At 49.5% G+C, this 18,642-nt stretch carries 15 protein-coding genes and 1 tRNA gene; 5 read left to right on the top strand and 11 right to left on the bottom strand.

Annotated elements, in window-relative coordinates; all coding sequences use genetic code 11:
• The first annotated feature begins 31 nt into the window (after positions 1-31).
• Positions 32-1,441 (top strand): glutamate--tRNA ligase, encoded by a 1,410-nt coding sequence (gltX, locus tag M3080_RS03215; RefSeq protein ID WP_249091867.1) that lies wholly within the window; start codon positions 32-34, stop codon positions 1,439-1,441.
• A gap of 57 nt (positions 1,442-1,498) precedes the next feature.
• Here the strand turns inward: gltX and M3080_RS03210 are convergent, their stop codons facing one another.
• The 5 genes from M3080_RS03210 to M3080_RS03190 form a co-directional block, all read right to left on the bottom strand.
• Positions 1,499-2,263 carry a DNA translocase FtsK gene (locus tag M3080_RS03210; RefSeq protein WP_249091866.1) on the bottom strand — a complete coding sequence of 255 codons (765 nt, stop codon included), beginning with the start codon at positions 2,261-2,263 and terminating at the stop codon, positions 1,499-1,501.
• A gap of 2 nt (positions 2,264-2,265) precedes the next feature.
• Positions 2,266-6,519 (bottom strand): acyl-CoA dehydratase activase-related protein, encoded by a 4,254-nt coding sequence (locus M3080_RS03205; protein WP_249091865.1) that lies wholly within the window; start codon positions 6,517-6,519, stop codon positions 2,266-2,268.
• A gap of 252 nt (positions 6,520-6,771) precedes the next feature.
• Positions 6,772-7,269: a peptidylprolyl isomerase gene (locus M3080_RS03200; protein ID WP_249091864.1), complete on the bottom strand. Its 498-nt coding sequence runs from the start codon at positions 7,267-7,269 to the stop codon at positions 6,772-6,774.
• Positions 7,270-7,271: 2 nt separating this feature from the next.
• Positions 7,272-7,853: a peptidylprolyl isomerase gene (locus M3080_RS03195; protein WP_249091863.1), complete on the bottom strand. Its 582-nt coding sequence runs from the start codon at positions 7,851-7,853 to the stop codon at positions 7,272-7,274.
• 9 nt (positions 7,854-7,862) lie between these two features.
• Positions 7,863-8,441 (bottom strand): tetratricopeptide repeat protein, encoded by a 579-nt coding sequence (locus tag M3080_RS03190; RefSeq protein WP_249091862.1) that lies wholly within the window; start codon positions 8,439-8,441, stop codon positions 7,863-7,865.
• Positions 8,442-8,638: 197 nt separating this feature from the next.
• Between M3080_RS03190 and cysS the strand changes: the two genes are divergently transcribed.
• The 4 genes from cysS to tilS are packed head-to-tail and all read left to right on the top strand — an operon-like array spanning position 8,639 to position 13,316.
• Positions 8,639-10,063, top strand: coding sequence for a cysteine--tRNA ligase (gene cysS, locus M3080_RS03185; protein ID WP_249091861.1), 1,425 nt, complete (start codon positions 8,639-8,641; stop codon positions 10,061-10,063).
• 16 nt (positions 10,064-10,079) lie between these two features.
• On the top strand, positions 10,080-10,742 hold the full coding sequence (locus M3080_RS03180) for a DNA-3-methyladenine glycosylase family protein (protein WP_249091860.1): 663 nt from the start codon (positions 10,080-10,082) through the stop codon (positions 10,740-10,742).
• Positions 10,742-11,848, top strand: coding sequence for an acetyl-CoA carboxylase carboxyltransferase subunit alpha (locus M3080_RS03175; protein WP_249091859.1), 1,107 nt, complete (start codon positions 10,742-10,744; stop codon positions 11,846-11,848). Before M3080_RS03180 ends, M3080_RS03175 begins: the two co-directional genes overlap by 1 nt.
• Positions 11,814-13,316, top strand: coding sequence for a tRNA lysidine(34) synthetase TilS (tilS, locus tag M3080_RS03170; protein WP_249091858.1), 1,503 nt, complete (start codon positions 11,814-11,816; stop codon positions 13,314-13,316). The genes M3080_RS03175 and tilS overlap by 35 nt, the downstream gene beginning before the upstream one ends.
• Positions 13,317-13,349: 33 nt before the next feature.
• Here tilS and M3080_RS03165 read toward each other — a convergent pair whose 3' ends face one another.
• From M3080_RS03165 to pepT, 6 genes are all read right to left on the bottom strand, one after another.
• Positions 13,350-14,453: an amidohydrolase gene (locus tag M3080_RS03165; RefSeq protein WP_249091857.1), complete on the bottom strand. Its 1,104-nt coding sequence runs from the start codon at positions 14,451-14,453 to the stop codon at positions 13,350-13,352.
• Between the two features lie 121 nt (positions 14,454-14,574).
• Positions 14,575-14,651 (bottom strand) — tRNA-Arg (locus tag M3080_RS03160).
• Positions 14,652-14,702: 51 nt separating this feature from the next.
• Complete coding sequence (locus M3080_RS03155; protein WP_249091856.1) at positions 14,703-15,497, bottom strand: SDR family NAD(P)-dependent oxidoreductase; 795 nt, start codon at positions 15,495-15,497, stop codon at positions 14,703-14,705.
• The gene (locus M3080_RS03150) at positions 15,488-16,210 is read right to left on the bottom strand and encodes a hypothetical protein (RefSeq protein ID WP_249091855.1); all 723 of its coding nucleotides are present in this window, start codon (positions 16,208-16,210) and stop codon (positions 15,488-15,490) included. Before M3080_RS03150 ends, M3080_RS03155 begins: the two co-directional genes overlap by 10 nt.
• A gap of 40 nt (positions 16,211-16,250) precedes the next feature.
• The gene (locus M3080_RS03145; RefSeq protein WP_249091854.1) at positions 16,251-16,976 is read right to left on the bottom strand and encodes a UDP-2,3-diacylglucosamine diphosphatase; all 726 of its coding nucleotides are present in this window, start codon (positions 16,974-16,976) and stop codon (positions 16,251-16,253) included.
• A 158-nt stretch (positions 16,977-17,134) separates the two neighbouring features.
• On the bottom strand, positions 17,135-18,421 hold the full coding sequence (pepT, locus tag M3080_RS03140; protein WP_249091853.1) for a peptidase T: 1,287 nt from the start codon (positions 18,419-18,421) through the stop codon (positions 17,135-17,137).
• Positions 18,422-18,642: the final 221 nt, after the last annotated feature.

The following is an 18,642-nucleotide window of genomic DNA, read 5'->3' as shown; positions in this document are numbered from 1 at the left end:
AAATTCTCTTAATCGTTTCTAATAAGACAAAATGAAAGAAATTCGCACGCGTATCGCACCGTCTCCGACCGGAATGATGCACTTGGGCACCGCCCGCACGGCTATTTACTGCTGGGCCTATGCACGCCACTTTGTAGGCGGCAAGTTCCTCCTTCGTATCGAAGATACGGACCAGGAGCGCTCCACGCAAGAAGCCGTTGACGTGATCATCAATGGCATGAAGTGGTTGGAACTCGATTACGACGAAGGTCCTATCTACCAAATGGATCGTTTGAACCGCTATAAAGAAGTGGTCGATATGATGCTCGAAAAGGGCTTGGCTTATAAGTGCTACGCCACCAAGGAAGAGTTGGAAGCCTTGCGCGAAGAACAGATGGCCAAGAAGATTAAGCCTCGTTACGACGGTCGCTGGCGTCCTGAAAATTGTGTCGGTCGTCCGATTCCGGGAGGCATCACGCCTGTAATCCGTTTCCGCAATCCCGATACCGGCACGGTTACCTGGAATGACATGGTCTATGGCCCGATTTCTTTTGAAAATACCGAATTGGACGATTTGGTGATTATGCGCGGTGACGGTATTCCGACCTATAACTTCGCTGTTGTGGTTGACGATATCGACATGAAGGTGAGCCACGTTGTTCGCGGTGCTGACCATATCAATAACACCCCTCGTCAGATCAATCTTTATAAGGCCTTGGGTGCTGAAGTGCCGGAATTTGCCCACCTGCCGCTCATCAATGGTCCGGATAATCGTAAGTTGAGTAAGCGCAATGGCGACGCAAGCGTAATGGATTACGAAAAGAAGGGCTATTTGCCTGAAGCTTTGGTTAACTACCTTGCTCGTTTGGGTTGGGGCCACGGCAATGATGAAAAATTCACGAAGGCTCAATTGGCCGAGTGGTTTGATTTGCGTCATTGCTCCAAGTCTCCCGCTTGTTTGGATCCAAAGAAGCTCAATCACTTGAATCACCTCTATATCGCAGAGGCTGACAACGATCGTCTTGCCCGTTTGGTGCGTCCGCGTATCGAAGCTCGAGGCGGCGTGATTGACGGTCATGCCGATTTGGCCCGTGTGATGGAAATCACTAAGCAGCGTCCCGAAACGCTCGAAGCGCTTGCCGACAACTGCATGATTTTCTACCGCCCGTTGCAGCGCGATGAAGCGCTTGTGCGTGAGGTGCTTGCCAATGAACAAAGCTTGGCAGCTGTGAAGCTTTTCCTTGAACGCGCCCGCGGTGTTGAGAATTGGACCGCAGAAAACATCTACGGTGTTTTAAAGAGCATCATGGATGAAATGGGTATCAAGATGCCTGTGGTGGCAGTGCCTATTCGTGTGCTGGTCTTTGGTGAAAAGATTTCGCCTGTCTTTGATAAGACGCTTGAATTGTTTGGTAAAGACACCGTCATTGCCAATATCGAAAGCGGCTTGAAGATGCTCTGATAGAGTATTGGTATTGCTCAAAGTCCCGTGCGCTTTTTTCAAGTTGCACGGGATTTTTTATTTCTTCAAAAAACGTCTTCCGTTCTCATCAGGTTGACTGATGAGACCTTCTTCCTGCATCGCTTCAAGCAACGCTTTAGCCCGAGACTCATCGATACGAAGTCGATTTTGCATTGCGACAATGGTGCGTTTTTCATCTAAAACGAGCAGTGCCTTAGCAGCTCCTAAAAGTGCATCACCATTGTCTTTGAGGTTAAATCCTGCTGCTTCGAATGTCTCTCGGACACTGGCACTCAGACTTCTGATGTAGTCGTCTGTGGTGTTTTTAGAGGGAGTCGGAAGAATCAGCATTTGCGCATGTTCAAATTTTTGCTCAAGCGCTTTTAGCCTCATGGTTGTGATTCTTCGTGGAGCGCCTTTTGCTTTACCGATCACTGCAGAAATCTTTTGAGATAAACCCTCTGTTGCCATCGCCTCGTAGAGATAGGCACTTAAGACAAGAATAACTTTCGGTCGGCACTTTTCGATGGCTTCGACAATGCGGTCGGCATGTTGAGCATAATAACGAACGGTCTGCGGACCGTGCAGATCGCCTGGGACAGAATCGCACCATACAACTTCCGTTGTATGAGCTTCAAGCCAGGTCGGATTATGTGTGGAGCCTGAAAGGGGAATGCCCCAAAGGGAAAACCATCGCACTAAAGCGTCGCGAATTTTTCCCTGCTTGGCTCGAGGATCAAAGTAGTGCGATGGCAGTGGCCCCACAGCCCCTTGATCAGCAAGCGTGATAATGAGTAGTCCGCCTTCGGTGAGATGATCCATCGTTACAGTCCTTTAGCGGCAGTACGCTTTGATTGGTTATCGCGAGCCTGGGCCATGAATAATTTTAAGCGGTTACTGAAATTCGCATGTGAAGTTCCCGCTTCAAAATCAATGGCACACAGATTGGCGTTCGGATAAAGCTGTCTGAGTACCCGCATCACGCCTTTACCCGTAATGTGGTTGGGCAGACAAGCAAAAGGCTGCAGACAGAGCACATTGGGAGCGCCTGTTTCCAAAAATTCCACCATTTCAGCGGTAAGAAGCCAACCTTCGCCGGCTTGTTGGGCCGGTGACATAAGGCTGTTAAGACGCGCCAGATGTTCCTTTAGCGTTGGCATTGCTTTGAAGCCTGCTTGGCAGAGTGCTTCATTGGCAATGCTTCTGAGGGATTCAAAGTACTGCACAAAAAGACCGGAGGTTAAAGCCCGCATCTTGGGGCCCTTTAACGCTTTAGCTTGGAAAATCGGGTCGTAGAGGCAATACAAAAGGAAGCTTGAAATATCGCCTAAACGCGGCTCAGCCCCTTCGGCAAAGAGTTCTTCCAAAATGTTGAGGTTTGCCTGCGGGTGATACTTCAAAAGGATTTCGCCCACAATGCCGACCTGAGGTTTGGGCGTGTCAGTGCATTCAATAGCGGCAAATTCTTTGGCCATTTGTAAAGCATTGACTCGAAGCGCACTCTTACCTTTATCAATATCGCGGCAGGCAATCGCTTGCCATTTATCTAAAAGCTTCTGAGCGCTGCCCGGTACTTTCTCATAAGAGCGGGTTTTTAGATAGAGCTTTTGCAGCAAATCACCGTAAAGCACTCCCAAGGCGATTCGGTTAATGCCTTTAAGTCCCAACGGAAGGTGTTCCGTACCGGTTACCTTCTGTGTCGAGATAGTGATAACGGGAAGCTCTTCCATATCAAGGTCTTTGAGTGCCCACTTCAAAAGTGTCGCGTAGTTAGTGGCGCGGCACGGTCCGCATGTCTGCGCGAGCAAAAGCGCGCTCGTATCCTGATCGAAATCTTTCGATAAAACGGCATCCAACAACTGTCCGATGACAACAATGGCCGGATAACAGGCGTCGTTATTAACGTAGCGCAACCCCAACTGGATCGCCTCGGGACGCACCTGAGGCAAGAGTTTGACATTAAAGCCTAAACTTTTCAGAGCGCTTTCAAGAATCGGGAAGTGGATCGGCGCCATTTGGGGCACGTAAATTGTCTTGACAGCTTTAAGATCCAGTTTTTTCTTTTCCTTCGGACGATCATGCCAGACAATGGGAGCCTCTTGAATACCGGCATGCAATTCACGTCGGTCTTTGAGAGCGGCAAAAAGCGAGCGCAAGCGAATCCGGGCCGCTCCCAGCGTATCGCCTTCGTCGATTTTAAGCATTGTATAAAGTTTACCGGCTGGCTCCAGAATACGACGAACCTGCTCGGAGGTAATGGCATCGAGTCCGCAACCGAAACTGACCAAATGAACAAGTTCCGCCCACGGTTTATCACGTGTGAGCTCGGCTGCACGGTATAGGCGGCTATGGAATGTCCACTGGTCGATGACATCCAGTGAAGTCGTGTCGGGGGCCAAGTGCGCGATTGAATCCTCCGTGACAATCTCAACGCCCATAGAGGCAATCAGTGTGCAAATGCCATGATTGACAAAAGGATCCATGTGATAGGGGTGCGAGGCAATCACCACTAAGGGAGCCTTGGAAACTTCGTGTTCACGCCAGCACTTTTCCCCCATCTGTCGGACTTGGCGCTGATAGGTTTGCTGTGCAGCTTCCGCACTTCGAACGGCCTCGCGAATTTGCGCGATCGGAATTTCCGGAAAGGCTTCACTGATGGCCCGTTGGACGGTTTTAGCCTCATTGAGATCCACAAAAGGTGTAAGAAGTTTCGCTTCAGGATGGGTGCACTCAAAATTAAGTTTCAAGGCTTCAGGATAGCCGCCAACCACCGGACAGGCAAAGCGACCCGGCACATTTGCAAAATTCGTTCGTTCTTTCGGAATGCAGGGCAACCAAATACGTTTGACGCCTTTTTTGGCCAGCCAGGTGACGTGTCCGTGGGCAAGCTTAGCCGGCAGACAAAGGCTTTGAGAGGGAATACTTTCAATACCGAGCCCTGCGATGTAGTGATCCGAATAGGGTGAGAGCTCCACATGAAATCCGAGTTTCGTAAAAAGCTCAAACCAGTAGGGGTAATGCTCATAAATATTGAGCACTCGCGCAATGCCGATTGTGCCTCGAGGGGCTTCATTTTCGGGCAGGGGTTCTCGGTTAAAAAGCAGGCTGCATTTTTTGTCAATGAAGTGCTCAGCGTTTTTGCCTTCAATGCCTTTGAGAGCAAAATCACAACGGTTGCCGCTTACGTGTTTTTGCCCGCTCGCAAAACGATGCAAAGTTAACAGACAGTGGTTGTTGCAGCTCTTGCAGCGAAATTCAGTTGTTTTGACGCCGGAAAGATCGAGAGCCTTTTGGCTTAAATCTAAAAGGGGAGTATCCGTTGTTGTTCTTTCGCGAGCAATCAATGCCGCACCATACGCGCCCATCAAACCGGCAATATCGGGTCTGATTACCTGACGGCCAATGTAAAGCTCAAAAGCGCGCAGGATGGCGTCATTTAAGAACGTGCCGCCTTGCACCAAGACATGCTCACCCAACTGTTTGGTATCGGCAATACGCAGCACTTTGTGTAAGGCATTTAAGACAATCGAGTGGCACAGCCCCGCGGCGATGTCGGCAACGGTTGCCCCCGCACTTTGCGCTTGCTTGACTTTTGAATTCATGAACACAGTACAACGGGTGCCTAAATCACAGGGATTTTGCGCATGAAGTGCACTGTCGACAAATTCGCAAAGAGAAAGCCCCAGTTGCTTAGCGTATGTTTCAATGAAAGAGCCGCACCCCGAAGAGCAAGCTTCATTTAATTTAACATCGGCGATTGCGCCTGCCGTTACCTTCAGGCACTTCATGTCCTGGCCGCCAATGTCAATCACGTAGCTTGTTTGGGGATCAAAGGCGACTGCGGCGCGTTGGTGTGCCAGGGTTTCGACCTCATTGAATTGGCTGCCTAAGGCCGCCTGAGCAAGACTTGCGCCGTAACCTGTTGTGCAAATGGCGCGCACTCGGGCTTTATTCGGTAAAGCTGAGGTAAGTGCCAAAACTTGCGGAATCAGTTTAGGTAGGGGGTCACCCTCATTGTGGTTGTACCAGTCATAAAGGATGGCACCGTCTTGATCAATTAATGCGAGTTTGACCGTCGTACTGCCCAGGTCAATCCCTAAAAATAGGTCGCCAGAGGCATCTTGCAATTGCCCTCGTTTAGCGCAATGCGCGGCGTGTCGTTTTTTGAAGTTATCAAGCTCTTCTTGATTCTTGAAAAAAGGAGCCAGATGAACAGATTCACCCGCGATAGTGTCAATTGGAGCGAGTTTTTCCAAAAATTCTTCAAGCGTTGTCTCTTCATCTTTGGTGTTTTCAAACGCATCAACGGCGGCCCCATAAGCAACAGCGTATTGAGAATTATTGAAATGCTCGAAGGTTGTTTTATCGGCTTTAAGTTTTCGCTCAAAGGCACTCGCCAGTTGCGGCAAAAAATGTAAAGGTCCGCCTAAAAAAGCCACCCGTCCTTCAATGGGTCGACCGCATGCCAAGCCGCTGATGGCCTGATCTGCGACGGCTTCAAAGATGCTTCGGGCGATTTCTGAGCGAGGAACGCCGCTATTTAAAAGAGCAACGACGTCTGTCTTCGCAAAAACACCGCAGCGCGAAGCAATCGGGTGGGACCGTTTGGCGTCTTCTGCCAGTTCATTGAGCCCGATGGGGTCAGTGTCCAAAAGCGAAGCCATCTGATCAATAAAGGCTCCGGTGCCGCCCGCGCAGGCTTCGTTCATGCGAAGTTCAACGCCTTGTGTGAGGTAAATGATTTTGGCGTCTTCACCGCCTAGTTCCACGGCAACGTCTAACAGAGGATCATTTTCATGCAGGTACGTCCCGGCCGCCACCACTTCCTGCACAAATCCGGTGCCCGTTGCACCGGCTAGGATCAAAGCGCCCGAGCCTGATAACCGGACAAAGGCTTTTTGGCAATCATAGTGCGCAATCAAATCCGATAAAAGCCATTTGAGTGTTTGAACCACTGCACTTTTATGGCGTTCGTAACGGGCGGCGACGATTTTTTTATTGCCGTCAATGAGCGCGTATTTAATGGTTGTCGAACCAATGTCAATGCCTAAAGACAAACAGGCGTTTTGAGACTGCATATACCGAAACTGAAATAATTATCAATAAAAAAGGCCCTATCGGCATCACCAAATGGCCGAATGGACTGGGTCTTACACATTCTTAAATTTTAACGGAGATGCTGCTGCTTGGATTGCCTAGTTTTTGGGCAAATTTGTTATTGGTTGGCAGGAATTGAAATGACGAAATTGGAACTTAGTCTTTCTGAAACAAAATCCGGGAAAACAAAAGATGCTTTCCCGGATCGTTAACGCTAAGGCTTAGGCTTAGCCTTAGCCTTCAATCACTTCGGCCTTTTCAATAATCACATTTTCTTTGGGAACATCATCATAGAAGCCCCAGCGGCCCGTTTTCACTGCGGCGATTTGATCGACCACGTTTTCACCGGCAACGACTTTGCCAAATACGGCATAGCCCCAGCCTTGCGGAGTGGGAGCCGTGTGATTGAGAAAGTCATTGTCTACGACATTGATGAAAAATTGAGCCGTAGCAGAGTGCGGATCACTTGTGCGGGCCATGGCGATGCTGTACTTGTCGTTACGAAGACCGTTATCGGCTTCATTTTCGATCGGTTCGCGGGTTTGTTTTTGCTTCATCCCGGGCTCAAAGCCGCCGCCTTGAATCATGAAACCGGGAATAACACGGTGAAAGATCGTGTTGTTGTAGAAGCCATCGCGGACGTATTGTTCGAAATTTTTGCTCGTTGCCGGAGCATGTTCGTAATCGAGTTCGATATCAATGACGCCGTAGTTGGTAGTTAAACGAATCATTTCTACTTTCCTTTAATAACAGACATATTCTTAATGACCACATCGCGGATGGGCACGTCATCGTAGTAGCCTACGGAATGCGTTTTGACTCGGGCAATAGCATCAACCGTGGACATGCCGGAGACTACTTTGCCAAAAACCGCGTAGCCGTTACCGTCCTGAGCCTGATTGGCATCAAGGAAGCGGTTATCCCTTACATTGATAAAAAATTGGCTTGTGGCTGAATTCGGATCATTGGTGCGGGCCATGGCAATGGTACCCCGCACATTGGACAGTCCGTTTCGCGATTCTAAAGCAATTGGCGCCCGCGTGTCCTTTTCTTCCATACCCATCACGAAACCACCGCCTTGGATCATGAAATTCGGAATCACGCGATGAAAGAGCGTGTTTTTATAAAAGCCGCTCTTGACATAGGCTAAAAAGTTTTCAACCGTCTTTGGGGCAGCCTTGGCGTTAAGTTCAATCACGAAAGCTCCCATGTTCGTATCCACTTTGACTTGAGTGGCTTGCGCAGCAAAAGCGGCAGGCGCGATGGCTACCATGGCTAAGGCAACAACGGCTGCGCGGCGAGTAAAAGAAGTCATTTAAAATCCTCAAGAGTTTTGATCCAAATATTTTTTGAACGCTTTGAGCTTTCTGGCTAAAACTTTGTTATCGGGGGCCAGGGAAGCTGCTTTTTCATAGTATTGCAGGGCCTGAGCCGTGTCAGGATTTTTTCCCTGCAAGGCCAGGTCTCCTAAATTTTCATAACCCATTGAAAAATTGGGATTGATGGTGACAGCCTGTAAAAGAAGTTCACGGGCTTTCACTAAGTTGCCCTCTGAAGCGTAGATTGCGGCCAGATTGTTATAGGGTTCAACAATCTCCGGATAGGACCGGATGAGTTCGTTAAAGTAGCGTTTGGCGGTTGGATTATCACCCATGCGGCTGTAAATGACCGCGCGCTTAAACTTCAATTGAACATTTTGGGGATTGTGTTTAAGCGCTTGGGCAATGTGCTTGAGCGCGTCACGCCATTGATTTTCAACAATGAGCCGGTCAATAAGTTCTATGCGTTCATTTTCCGTGCGGGGCTCGTCGTACTCAAAAGCGGCCATGGCCGGCAAAGAAGCCGTGGCACTGAGCAAGATGGCGGCCATTGTATAGGGCAGCAATTTCTTAAGTTTGAACATTTCGAGACATCGATAGTAAAGTCATTTGCATTATATCGGCGAAGCATTCTTTTCTTATTAAACAAATGCAACGAAGCGTTTCGAAGCTGACGTAATTGGCAGTAGCCACAAATGTGAAAAGATGGTTCGCTCGCCTGCCGCTTCCTATATACTGTCAAGAATCGGTAACTTGATTTTGAAAACAATAAAGAATTTCCATGGCTCTTGAACTTTATTCCACACTATCTCGCCGCAAACAGGCTTTTGAACCGATCACTGCGGGGGAAGTAAAAATGTACGTCTGCGGCGTCACGGTGTACGACTACACGCATATCGGTCACGGCCGCACCTTTATCTCTTTTGACATCATTCGCCGTTGGCTTGAAGCAATCGGTTATAAAGTGACATTTGTACGCAATATCACGGACGTCGATGACAAGATCATTCGCCGTGCTGCTGAACGTCACGTGAGCTGTGAAGCATTGACCGATGAGTTCTCCCGAGCTATGCAGGAGGACATGATCGCTCTCGGCTGCTTGCCGCCTACGGTTGAGCCTCGCGCCACGCACTTCATCCCGCAAATGCTCAACATCATCGAAAAGTTGCAGCAAAAGGGACTGGCCTATCAAACAAAAAGCGGTGACATGGCCTATGCCGTTCGTCAATTTAAAGATTACGGCAAACTCTCCGGCAAATCGATTGATGATTTGATCAGCGGCGAGCGTGTGGCGGCTGACGATACCAAGCGTGATCCGCTTGATTTTGTGTTGTGGAAAAGCGCCAAACCCGGTGAGCCGCAATGGGATAGCCCCTGGGGTAAGGGCCGTCCGGGTTGGCACATTGAGTGCTCGGCGATGAGTTGCCACTATTTGGGTGAAACATTTGATATTCATGGCGGCGGTCCGGACTTGATTTTCCCGCACCACGAAAACGAAATCGCTCAAAGTGAAGGGGCAAACGGAAAGCGCTTTGCCAACTACTGGATGCACACGGGTCCTTTGCGTGTAATGAATAAAGAAGGCAAAGAAGAAAAGATGAGCAAGTCGCTCGGAAACTTCTGGACCGTGCGCGATGCCATCGCTGAAACCGATGATAAGTTCGGTGTCGGTAACGGCGCTCAGGTGCTTCGTTTCTTCTTAATGCGCACGCATTACAGAAGTCCGATTCTGTTTGGACCAGACTTAATTGTCGATGCGTACCAAAGCTTAAAGCGTCTTTATACGGCCTTAAAGGATGTTCCTGCTGACGATTTGCCGCTTGATTGGAATGAAGAGTGCGCCAAGCGTTTTGCCGAGGCAATGAATGATGACTTCAATGTTCCGGTGGCAGTTGCTCAACTTTTCGAATTGGCCAATCGTGCGCAGGCTCAAAAGAGCGCTGCAATGAGTCGTCAGTTAAAGAAGCTCGGTGCAATTCTCAATATCCTGCAAGCGGATCCCGAAGTGTTCCTCAAGGGTTCTACGGCCGGGCTTGATGAAGCCGCCATTGAAGAAGCCATCGCTGCTCGCGCGGCCGCTAAAAAGGCCAAGGATTATGCGAAGGCCGATGAAATTCGCAAACATTTGGCCGAACAGGGTGTGATGCTTACGGATACACCGCAAGGGACGACTTGGCAACGTGTATTGGTTGAAAAATCACATTAACTAAATGACGGCTCATTTGTCTACAGAAAGCGCCTTTCCCGACTACTGGAAGGAGGCGCTTTTTTATCTTTCTGAGCGAGATCCGGTGATGAAACGCCTTATTGAGCGTTACCGTCATATTGAATTTACCGCTCACGAAAGTGTCATCGCTTCCATTCTACGAGCCATTGTCGGACAGCAAATTTCCAATAAAGCGGCCGCAACCCTTTGGATGCGGCTTTGCCGTCTGAAGCAAGGGCGTTGGGATTCTTTCATTATGGTCACGCCGATTAATGCGTTGCGAAGTCTTGGCCTTAATCCTCGAAAAATCGCGGCGATGAAAGAAGTGGCATGGCGTTTTGTGAGCGGTCAGTGGAGTGAAGAAGGATTCGCCCGGCTGGATGACGCGGCGGTCAGCCGAGCAATTGAGAGCATTCGTGGGTTGGGGCCGTGGAGCGCGATGAGCGTTTTAATTTTTGCTCTTAAGCGACCCGATATTTTTCCATTAGACGATTTTGGCGTTCGACAAGCCCTCGTAAATCTCTATTTTTTCGATGAAAATGTCATTTCTGTGGGGCGCAGTGGGGCCAAAAGCCGTGTAAAATTACTCGCTAATGTTTGGGCGCCGTATCGTACCGTCGCCACTTGGTTTTTATGGCGTTCCTTAGAAAATACGCCCCTCGAAAAAGAGAGTGAATAATGGCAAAACAAGTTTTTTTAGATTTTGAAAAGCAAATTGAAGAGCTCCAAAGCAAAATCGACGAATTAAATGAAATGCAGGAAAAAGATGAGGGCAAAAAGATTGACCTGTCATCTGAAATTGAGCAGCTTCAGCACAAGACTGAAGAGCTTCTGAAAGAAACCTATGCTGAATTGACTCCGTGGCAGACGTCATTGGTTGCCCGCCATCCCCAGCGTCCCTACATGCTCGATTATGTGAACATGGTCTTCACGGATTTCCACGAATTGCATGGAGATCGTGCCTACGCTGACGATACCTCGATTGTGGGTGGTTTGGCTCGTTTGGCCGGTCAGCCCGTGGTGGTGATCGGTCATCAAAAGGGGCGTGACACGAAAGAGCGCATGATGCGCAACTTCGGTATGAGCCGTCCAGAAGGCTACCGTAAGGCTTTGCGCCTGATGCGTTTGGCTGAAAAGTTTTCGCTTCCGGTCTTTACGTTTATCGACACACCGGGGGCTTATCCGGGTATTGGCGCCGAAGAACGCGGTCAGTCCGAAGCTATCGGTCACAATCTCTATGAGATGAGCCACTTGAGAACGCCGATTATCGCAACGGTGATCGGTGAAGGCGGCTCGGGCGGAGCTTTGGCTATTGCTGTGGCCGACACCGTTAACATTTTGCAGTACTCCATTTACTCCGTAATCAGCCCCGAAGGCTGTGCTTCCATTTTGTGGAAGGATGCCTCCCGTGCACCGGAAGCCGCTCAAGCCTTGGGTTTGACGGCCGATCGTTTGCGTGAACTGGGCCTCGTGGATCGGGTTTTGTCCGAACCCTTGGGCGGTGCTCACCGCGATCCGCAGCTGATGGGTGCAAGCTTAAAGAAGACGCTCACTGACCAAATGCGTCAATTCAATGCGATGAATTTGGATGACTTGGTATCGCGCCGTCTTGAACGCTTGCTTGCGTACGGTAAATTTGAAGAAAAAGAGCTCGATAAAGTGCTCGAACCGATTGCCGAGCACGAAAGCATTCACGAAGAGCAGCCCGTCAAAACGACTAAAAAACGTGTAACGCGCACGAAGAGCCACAATGCCGACAAGAAGTCTGAAGACACAGCCGCATAAAACCCGATCCGCTGCGACGCTCTCGCTTCGCACCGTAGAGGGAAAACTTCTTGCAGCCCTGCGCGAAGCGATCAGTGAAGCTTGCGGGCAGGGCTCTCAGGCGAATCTTTTTAGCGCTGCCCGAGACTTTTCCAAAAAGGTTCGTATCACCGTCGGATTTTCCGGCGGCCGAGACTCTGTTGCCTTGCTCAAAGCGCTCTGTGTCCTGCGCGATAAACGAAACAGCCCTATTGAAGATATTCTCGCAGTGCATGTGCACCACGCCTTAAGCCCTAATGCCAATAAATGGGCAAGGTTTTGCAGGCAGACTGCTGAGGCGCTCGGTGTTAATTTCAAAGTGGCCTATGTGCGCGTTAAGAGCAAAGGGGAAGGCGTAGAGGCTGCAGCCCGTAAAGCGCGTTACGAAGCGATTTTCAAAGCTGCCGAAGCATTTGATTCACACATGGTGATGACCGCTCATCATCAGGATGACCGCCTTGAAACGTTCCTCATTCAATGGATGCGAGGCGCGGGTGTGGACGGTTTGGCTACGTTCCCTGTAGCCCGTTCGGTGGGCGCAGTGAAGTTGGTGCGTCCCTTGATGCGCCTGCCTCGAGAACTTCTTGAGCGCTATCTTGAACTCAACAATCTGACTTGGGTTGAAGATGAGAGTAATGCCGATACGGCCTATCTTCGCAACGCCATTCGCCATGAAGTGCTGCCTGTGATGGAAACGATTCGTCCGGGTTTTAAGGAAGCCGCAGCCCGCTCTGTGGAGCTTATCGCTCAAAGTGCACAGGTTCTCAAAGAAGTAGCGCATGAAGACTTGCAAAGAATTCAAGACGCCGATCGTGCTCTTTCGATTGATGCGCTGCTAAAACTGTCGGACTCCCGTCAGGCATTGGTGCTGAGAGCCTGGATTGAAAGTTTTGGTCTCCTGCCGCCTTCTAAAGCAAAGCTTGATGAGGCTCTCAAACAGACGCGTCTCACGCACAACGACACCAAACTCGCGATCAAGGTTGGTACCAATCTTGAAATCAGGCGTCATGGGTCAAAGCTTGTGATGAGAGAGACGGCCGGTCAGAAAAAAGACCGTACGCAGTTTGAAACGCTCCATTGGACGGGCCCGGGCCGCTACTCTCTGCCTTCTTGGGGCGGAGAGCTTGTGATCAGCTTGGCCAAAGACGACGAACCCGGTATCGCAGAATCCTATTTCACAGACAGAGAACTGCAAGCCAGACCCCGTCAGGGCGGTGAAAAGTTAAAGCTTTTCAAAAACCGTCCCCGCAAACATCTCAAAGACCTTTATCAAAAGGCTGAGATTGCAGAGTTTGACCGCTCTAAACTTCCTTTATTGTGGAGTGGGGAGGATCTGATCTTTGCAGCAGGCCTCGGAATGGACATGCGCTATCAGGGCGATGGCGATGAAACACGATACCGCATCGAGTGGCATGCGGATGCCACGCTGCTTTCCTTAATGCAAGGATAGAAAAAAGCCCGGTTTTCCCGGGCTTTTTGGTCATTAACCTAAGTACTTCAACGCAAAAGCTTCCATAACCTTCACGCCGTTGATAAGAGACTCAGGATTGAGTTTCATATCCGGGTGATGCAAGCCGGGCGTTGCACCGGCGCCGACACCGATATAAGCGGTGCGAAGGGACGGTTTCTTGATCTTAAAGAAGTGGAAGTCTTCACCGCCGCCGATACTCGTGGCACGAAGTTTATCCGCACCCAACGTTTCAGCGATGCAGTCGCTCATTTCTTTGACGAGTTCATCGTCATATTCACAGGCAGGAATCACATCGCCTAAAAGCGTCATCTTGGCTTTACCGCCAAAAGCAGCTGCCGTGCTTTGAGCGCTCTTCTCAAGCTTTTCAAGCATGTCCTTCATAAGCGGATTGGTTTGAGCGCGCACGTCATACATGCAGTAGCCCTTATCAGGAATGACGTTAATAGCCGCACCGCCCACATCAATCTTGGTGCATTTCATGGACCAGGTAAGCGTCGGCGCAAACTTCAGAAGGCCTGCATTTTGAACGATGGCCGCAAGCATTTCAGCGCAGTTCACACCCAAATGCGGACGGGAAGCATGAGAGGAAAGCCCCTCGACATCAATGCGGACAAAGATGCTTGCTGAGTGCATCAATGTGGCTGCTACGGTGCCATCCGGAATATCGGTAGCGGGACGGATATGAAGTCCTAAGGCGATATCAACGTCTTCAAGCACACCGTCATCGATAACGGACAAAGCGCCTTTGAGCGTTTCTTCACCGGGCTGAAAGAGCAACTTTAAGGTTCCGCGTTTAATCTTGCCCTGCAGGCGGGAGGCGATCGCTAAAAGCATTGCACAGTGAGAATCGTGACCGCAGGCATGAATAACCTTGTCTTCGCCGTTAACTTTAAAAGGCAGTGCGTCCATATCCGCACGAATCATGATGCACGGACCCGCTTCGGCGCCTTTTTCGACGGCGACGACTCCGGTTTTGCCAACGCCAGTGGTTACTTCATAACCCATCTGCTTGAGTTTTTCAGCGATATAGGCGCTTGTCTTAAATTCTTGGAATCCCAATTCAGGAATTTGATGTAAATCGTTATAGACATCAACGACATTGAGTTCTTGGGCCATTGGTTTCTCCTTAATTGATCGATCAACAATACAATTTAAGCAGGCTGAAAGGCAAAGAACAATAGGTAAATGTGGGTATAAAACGAAAAAAGGGAAGCTTTTGAAGCTTCCCTCTTGAATTTGGTGCGCCGGGTAGGATTCGAACCCGCGACCCCCTGGTTCGTAGCCAGGTACTCTATCCAACTGAGCTACCGGCGCGTAGGGTGGAATTATGCACGGTTTCCCGTAAAGTTGCAAGGGCTATGGTGATTATTTTTTCACAGCCAATCTCAGCACTTCTTTTGCGATCAACCGCGTAAGACCTTTGGGGGCGAGCTGGGACGAAACCGTCAGGAGTTTATTTAATATTCCGTAAGTGGCTAGAGCTTTATTTTTGAAAAGAGCGCTCAATCCTCGCTCTGCCACAGAACGAGCATCGGTGATAGCAAATTCGAAACGATCACACTCGCTGACACCGGCCCGGTTCCAAAAATTGGTTTTAACCGGGCCCGGGCAAAGCGCCGTAACGTGTACGCCTTCGGTTTTGAGCTCTTCATGCAAGGCTTCAGAAAAACTCAATACATAGGCTTTGCTGGCTCCGTACACCGACAAAAAAGGGCAGGGCATGAAAGCCGCAATTGATGCGACGTTGAGGATATAGCCTTTGCGTTTTGCCCTCATGCTTGGCGCCAATGCCAACGTCAGAGTGGTGAGAGCTCGGACGTTTAAGTCAACCAGATTGATGTTTTCAGCGCTATTTTGCTCAAGCGTTTCACCATACAGACCGAATCCTGCGTTATTGATCAGGACCTCAGGTTCAATATTTTCTCGTTTGAGATGATTGAGTAAGTTTTTCAGACACACGGGATCGGTCAGATCGCCGGCTAGGGCAAGTTGGGCCTGTGGAATCAGTTCGCGCATTTCCGCCAGTCGGGCAGTATCGCGGGCTGTGATGACAAGACGATAACCCCGGGCGGCAAGCAACTCACAAAACTGCAATCCCAAGCCGCCCGTTGCCCCGGTAACGAGCGCCCAAGGGGCGTCCTTTTCAATAACTAACGACATACTTCAGAGACTTCAGGCAACTCAACCACTTTAACAGTGCCGTCTTGCGCATAAAGGTTATCAATGGCCGATTTCACCATGTAGGGCAAAATGTCGTCAATGCGGTTGCAGGTAGCCTCGTTTTTAACGATCGCCGTAAAGACAGTCGTTGCTCGCGAGCCCTTCATTTCAAGCAGTTTGACATCCAATTCACGCATATAAAGCTGTTGGTTGTAGACCCTGGTCGCAAAAGCCACTTGCGGACCAAATCCTGCGTAAGAACCATGCCAGTGCCTATGGTGTCCCCAGCCCCAACCAAAGCCACCGCCCAAGTAGGTGACAGGAACGCTTTCGGAGCGTTGGATAATACGGGAAGGTTTGACCGACCAGTCAATGCTCATGCGGTACTTTTCGCCGCTTCCGGCCTTAACCGTTTCAAGATGAGCTGCTGCCAAAACATTCTGCATGCTCGAGGCGATAGACCGGTAGGTGGCGTCATTTTGCTTAGATTTTGAGGCCGGAACAATGGCAATCTTGTCACCCCAATCAGGCATGGCATGGAGGCCCGGATTGAGATCGGGCGTCATGGACAGTTTCGACGAAATCGCTACATTGGTTTTCACTGTGGGTGAAGCGCAACCGGTAACAGCGACAAACGCAGCGGTAATGAGCGCTAATTTCAGAACTTTTTTGATCACTTTGCACCCCGGTTCAATATCTGTCTCACTATCCATTTTAGAGAAAGCTCGCACGGTCGGTAGCCTTTCTTGTAACTTACTGAAAGGTTTGTAAAACAGGCGTTGCGTTTATAAAGGTCAAGTAACCGCCTTTAAAACAGTTGGCTGCGCAAAATCGCCAGTCCGGCAGCACAAAACGTCTCAGCTCTTCGCTAAGCGCATATTCTCCGGGTTGATGAGTATGACCGTGGATGACAAACGAGCATTGCTTTTGTAGTGCAGCGTCGGCGACGGTTGGCGCGTCAACGTCCATCAACAAAGCTTCCTTCTTTACTTTGCTCTCCTTAGAACGCGTCCGCGCATCGTGGGCGATCTTGAGCCGTTTTGACAATGGCAGTCTTAAAACAAGCCATTGCCACCAAAAGCTTCTGACTTTTTGACGCACTTTTTGATAATCGTGATCATTAATACACCAAAGGTCGCCATGAGAGAGTAAAACATTTTGGGTGTTAATCCGCGCAACGCACGGATCGCGCAAAAGAGTAGCTCCCAACCGGCTCGCAAGTTTTTTCCCCATCATGAAGTCACGGTTGCCGTGCATGATAAAGAGCTTGTGACTCTGTCCCCACTTTTGCAGCGGCTCAAGAATGCGCGAAGCGCTTTCCCAGGCATCGTCACCCACCCAATAGTCGAAAAAGTCCCCTAGTATTATTAATTCGCTGTGCTTTTCTCCCACTTCGTGTAAAAAGCGGATAAAAAATTCAGCTTGAGCTTGAGATTCGGCGTTCAGATGTAAATCCGAAATAAAACAGGGATCGAACAATTCAATCCGATCAGTTTGAGTCTCGATGGTAGGGCAGGAAAAAAGTGACATAGCGTAAAAGTACAAACGGATGTCGACATTTTAACCAAGAAAAAAGAGACGAAAAAGCCGTCTGAAAAGTATGACTTCAGACGGCTGGCAGTCAGGTTTAACTAAAGCTAGTCAAGCGTTTTGACTTCCGCGGACATCTTACCGAGCATGATGCCGAGTTCCAAGGCTCTTTGAATGCCCGTGACGGAAAGACATTCATAGACACCGTGGTAGTTCATGCCGCCGGTAAAGAGGTTCGGCGTGGGCAAGCCCTTGGCAGAAAGACGGGCGCCGTCAGTGCCGCCGCGCACAGGTTTTTCGTGGATTTCAACGCCGATGCGACGATAGGCTTCACGGGCAAGATTGCATACTGCCGGATGTTTATCAAGATAGTTTTTCAAGTTATGGTATTGAACCTTGATATCGGCGCTAACACGGTCTCCCCAGACCTTATTCATCTCTTCAACCATCTTGCGGACGTAGTTCATACGGTCTTCAAAACGGGAGTTGCTGTGATCGCGAATGAGCATCTTGAGATCCACGCCGCGAACAGCGCCGGAAATGCCCATCGGATGGAAAAAGCCTTCATGACCTTCGGTTTTTTCAGGAGCGGACTCCGCCGGCAAACGAGCGATGAAGTCCATGGCCATGCGAATGGCATTGACCATCTTGTTTTTGGCCGAACCCGGATGCACATTCAAGCCCTCAAAGTGAACCTTCACCATAGCGGCGTTAAATGTTTCGGTTTCAAAACCGCCTAATTCATCACCGTCAAAGGTGTAGGCATATTGAGCGCCGAATTCTTCAATGTCAAAATTTTCAGTGCCGCGACCGACTTCTTCATCAGGTGTGACGGCGAAACAGAGTTTGGCATGGGGGATTTCGGGGTGTTCAACAAAGTAGCGGGCCGTTTCAACGATAATGGCAATGCCGGCTTTGTCATCGGCGCCTAAAAGCGTGGTGCCGTCAGTGACAACAAGCTGTTCTCCGGCATATTTGGCCACACCGGGGAAGCGCTCAAGGCTCAAAACGATGTTTTTGTCCTTATTTAAAACGATGTCGCCGCCTTGATAGTTAAGCACTTGCCATTGGGCGGGCTCGCCCGAGGCTTCAGGTGAGGTGTCCATGTGGGCAATAAGACCCATGGCGGGCAGCGTTTCAAGTCCTTCGGTCGCAGGCAGGTAGGCCATCACAATACCCTTATCGGTGATTTTCACATCTTTAACACCGACGCTTTCAAACTCGGCTTTCAGAAGTTGGGCGTAAGCCATCTGAGCTTGGGTCGAAGGGGCTGTCGTGCTGTTAGGGTCAGATGTGGTGTTGTATTGCGTATAGGACAAAAAGCGTTGCAAAACCAAGGGCAATTGGGCAAAACTTTCAGCCGTATAGTTGCCGTAATAGTTGTGTTTCAACATGGGATGTTCACCTCAAAAAATAGAGCGTCACCAATAAACCGCGCTCAAAATCGTCGATGATTTTATCGGGATAATGTTTTTGCCTTAAATTAAAAACTAAGGCATTTTGCCTAATCTCAAATTGGATTGAAATTTAGTGTGATCTAGGGGTTTTAACCTATTTTTCAGACTAGATAGTTTTACCTATAATCGCCCAATATTTTTGTCACCAAAGGCTATTT

The sequence above is a fragment of the Parasutterella secunda genome, from assembly GCF_023336895.1.
Taxonomy (GTDB): Bacteria; Pseudomonadota; Gammaproteobacteria; order Burkholderiales; family Burkholderiaceae_F; genus Aphodousia; species Aphodousia faecalis.
Note: the sequence above shows the minus strand (reverse complement) of the source record. Positions and strands in the feature narration are given on the sequence as shown.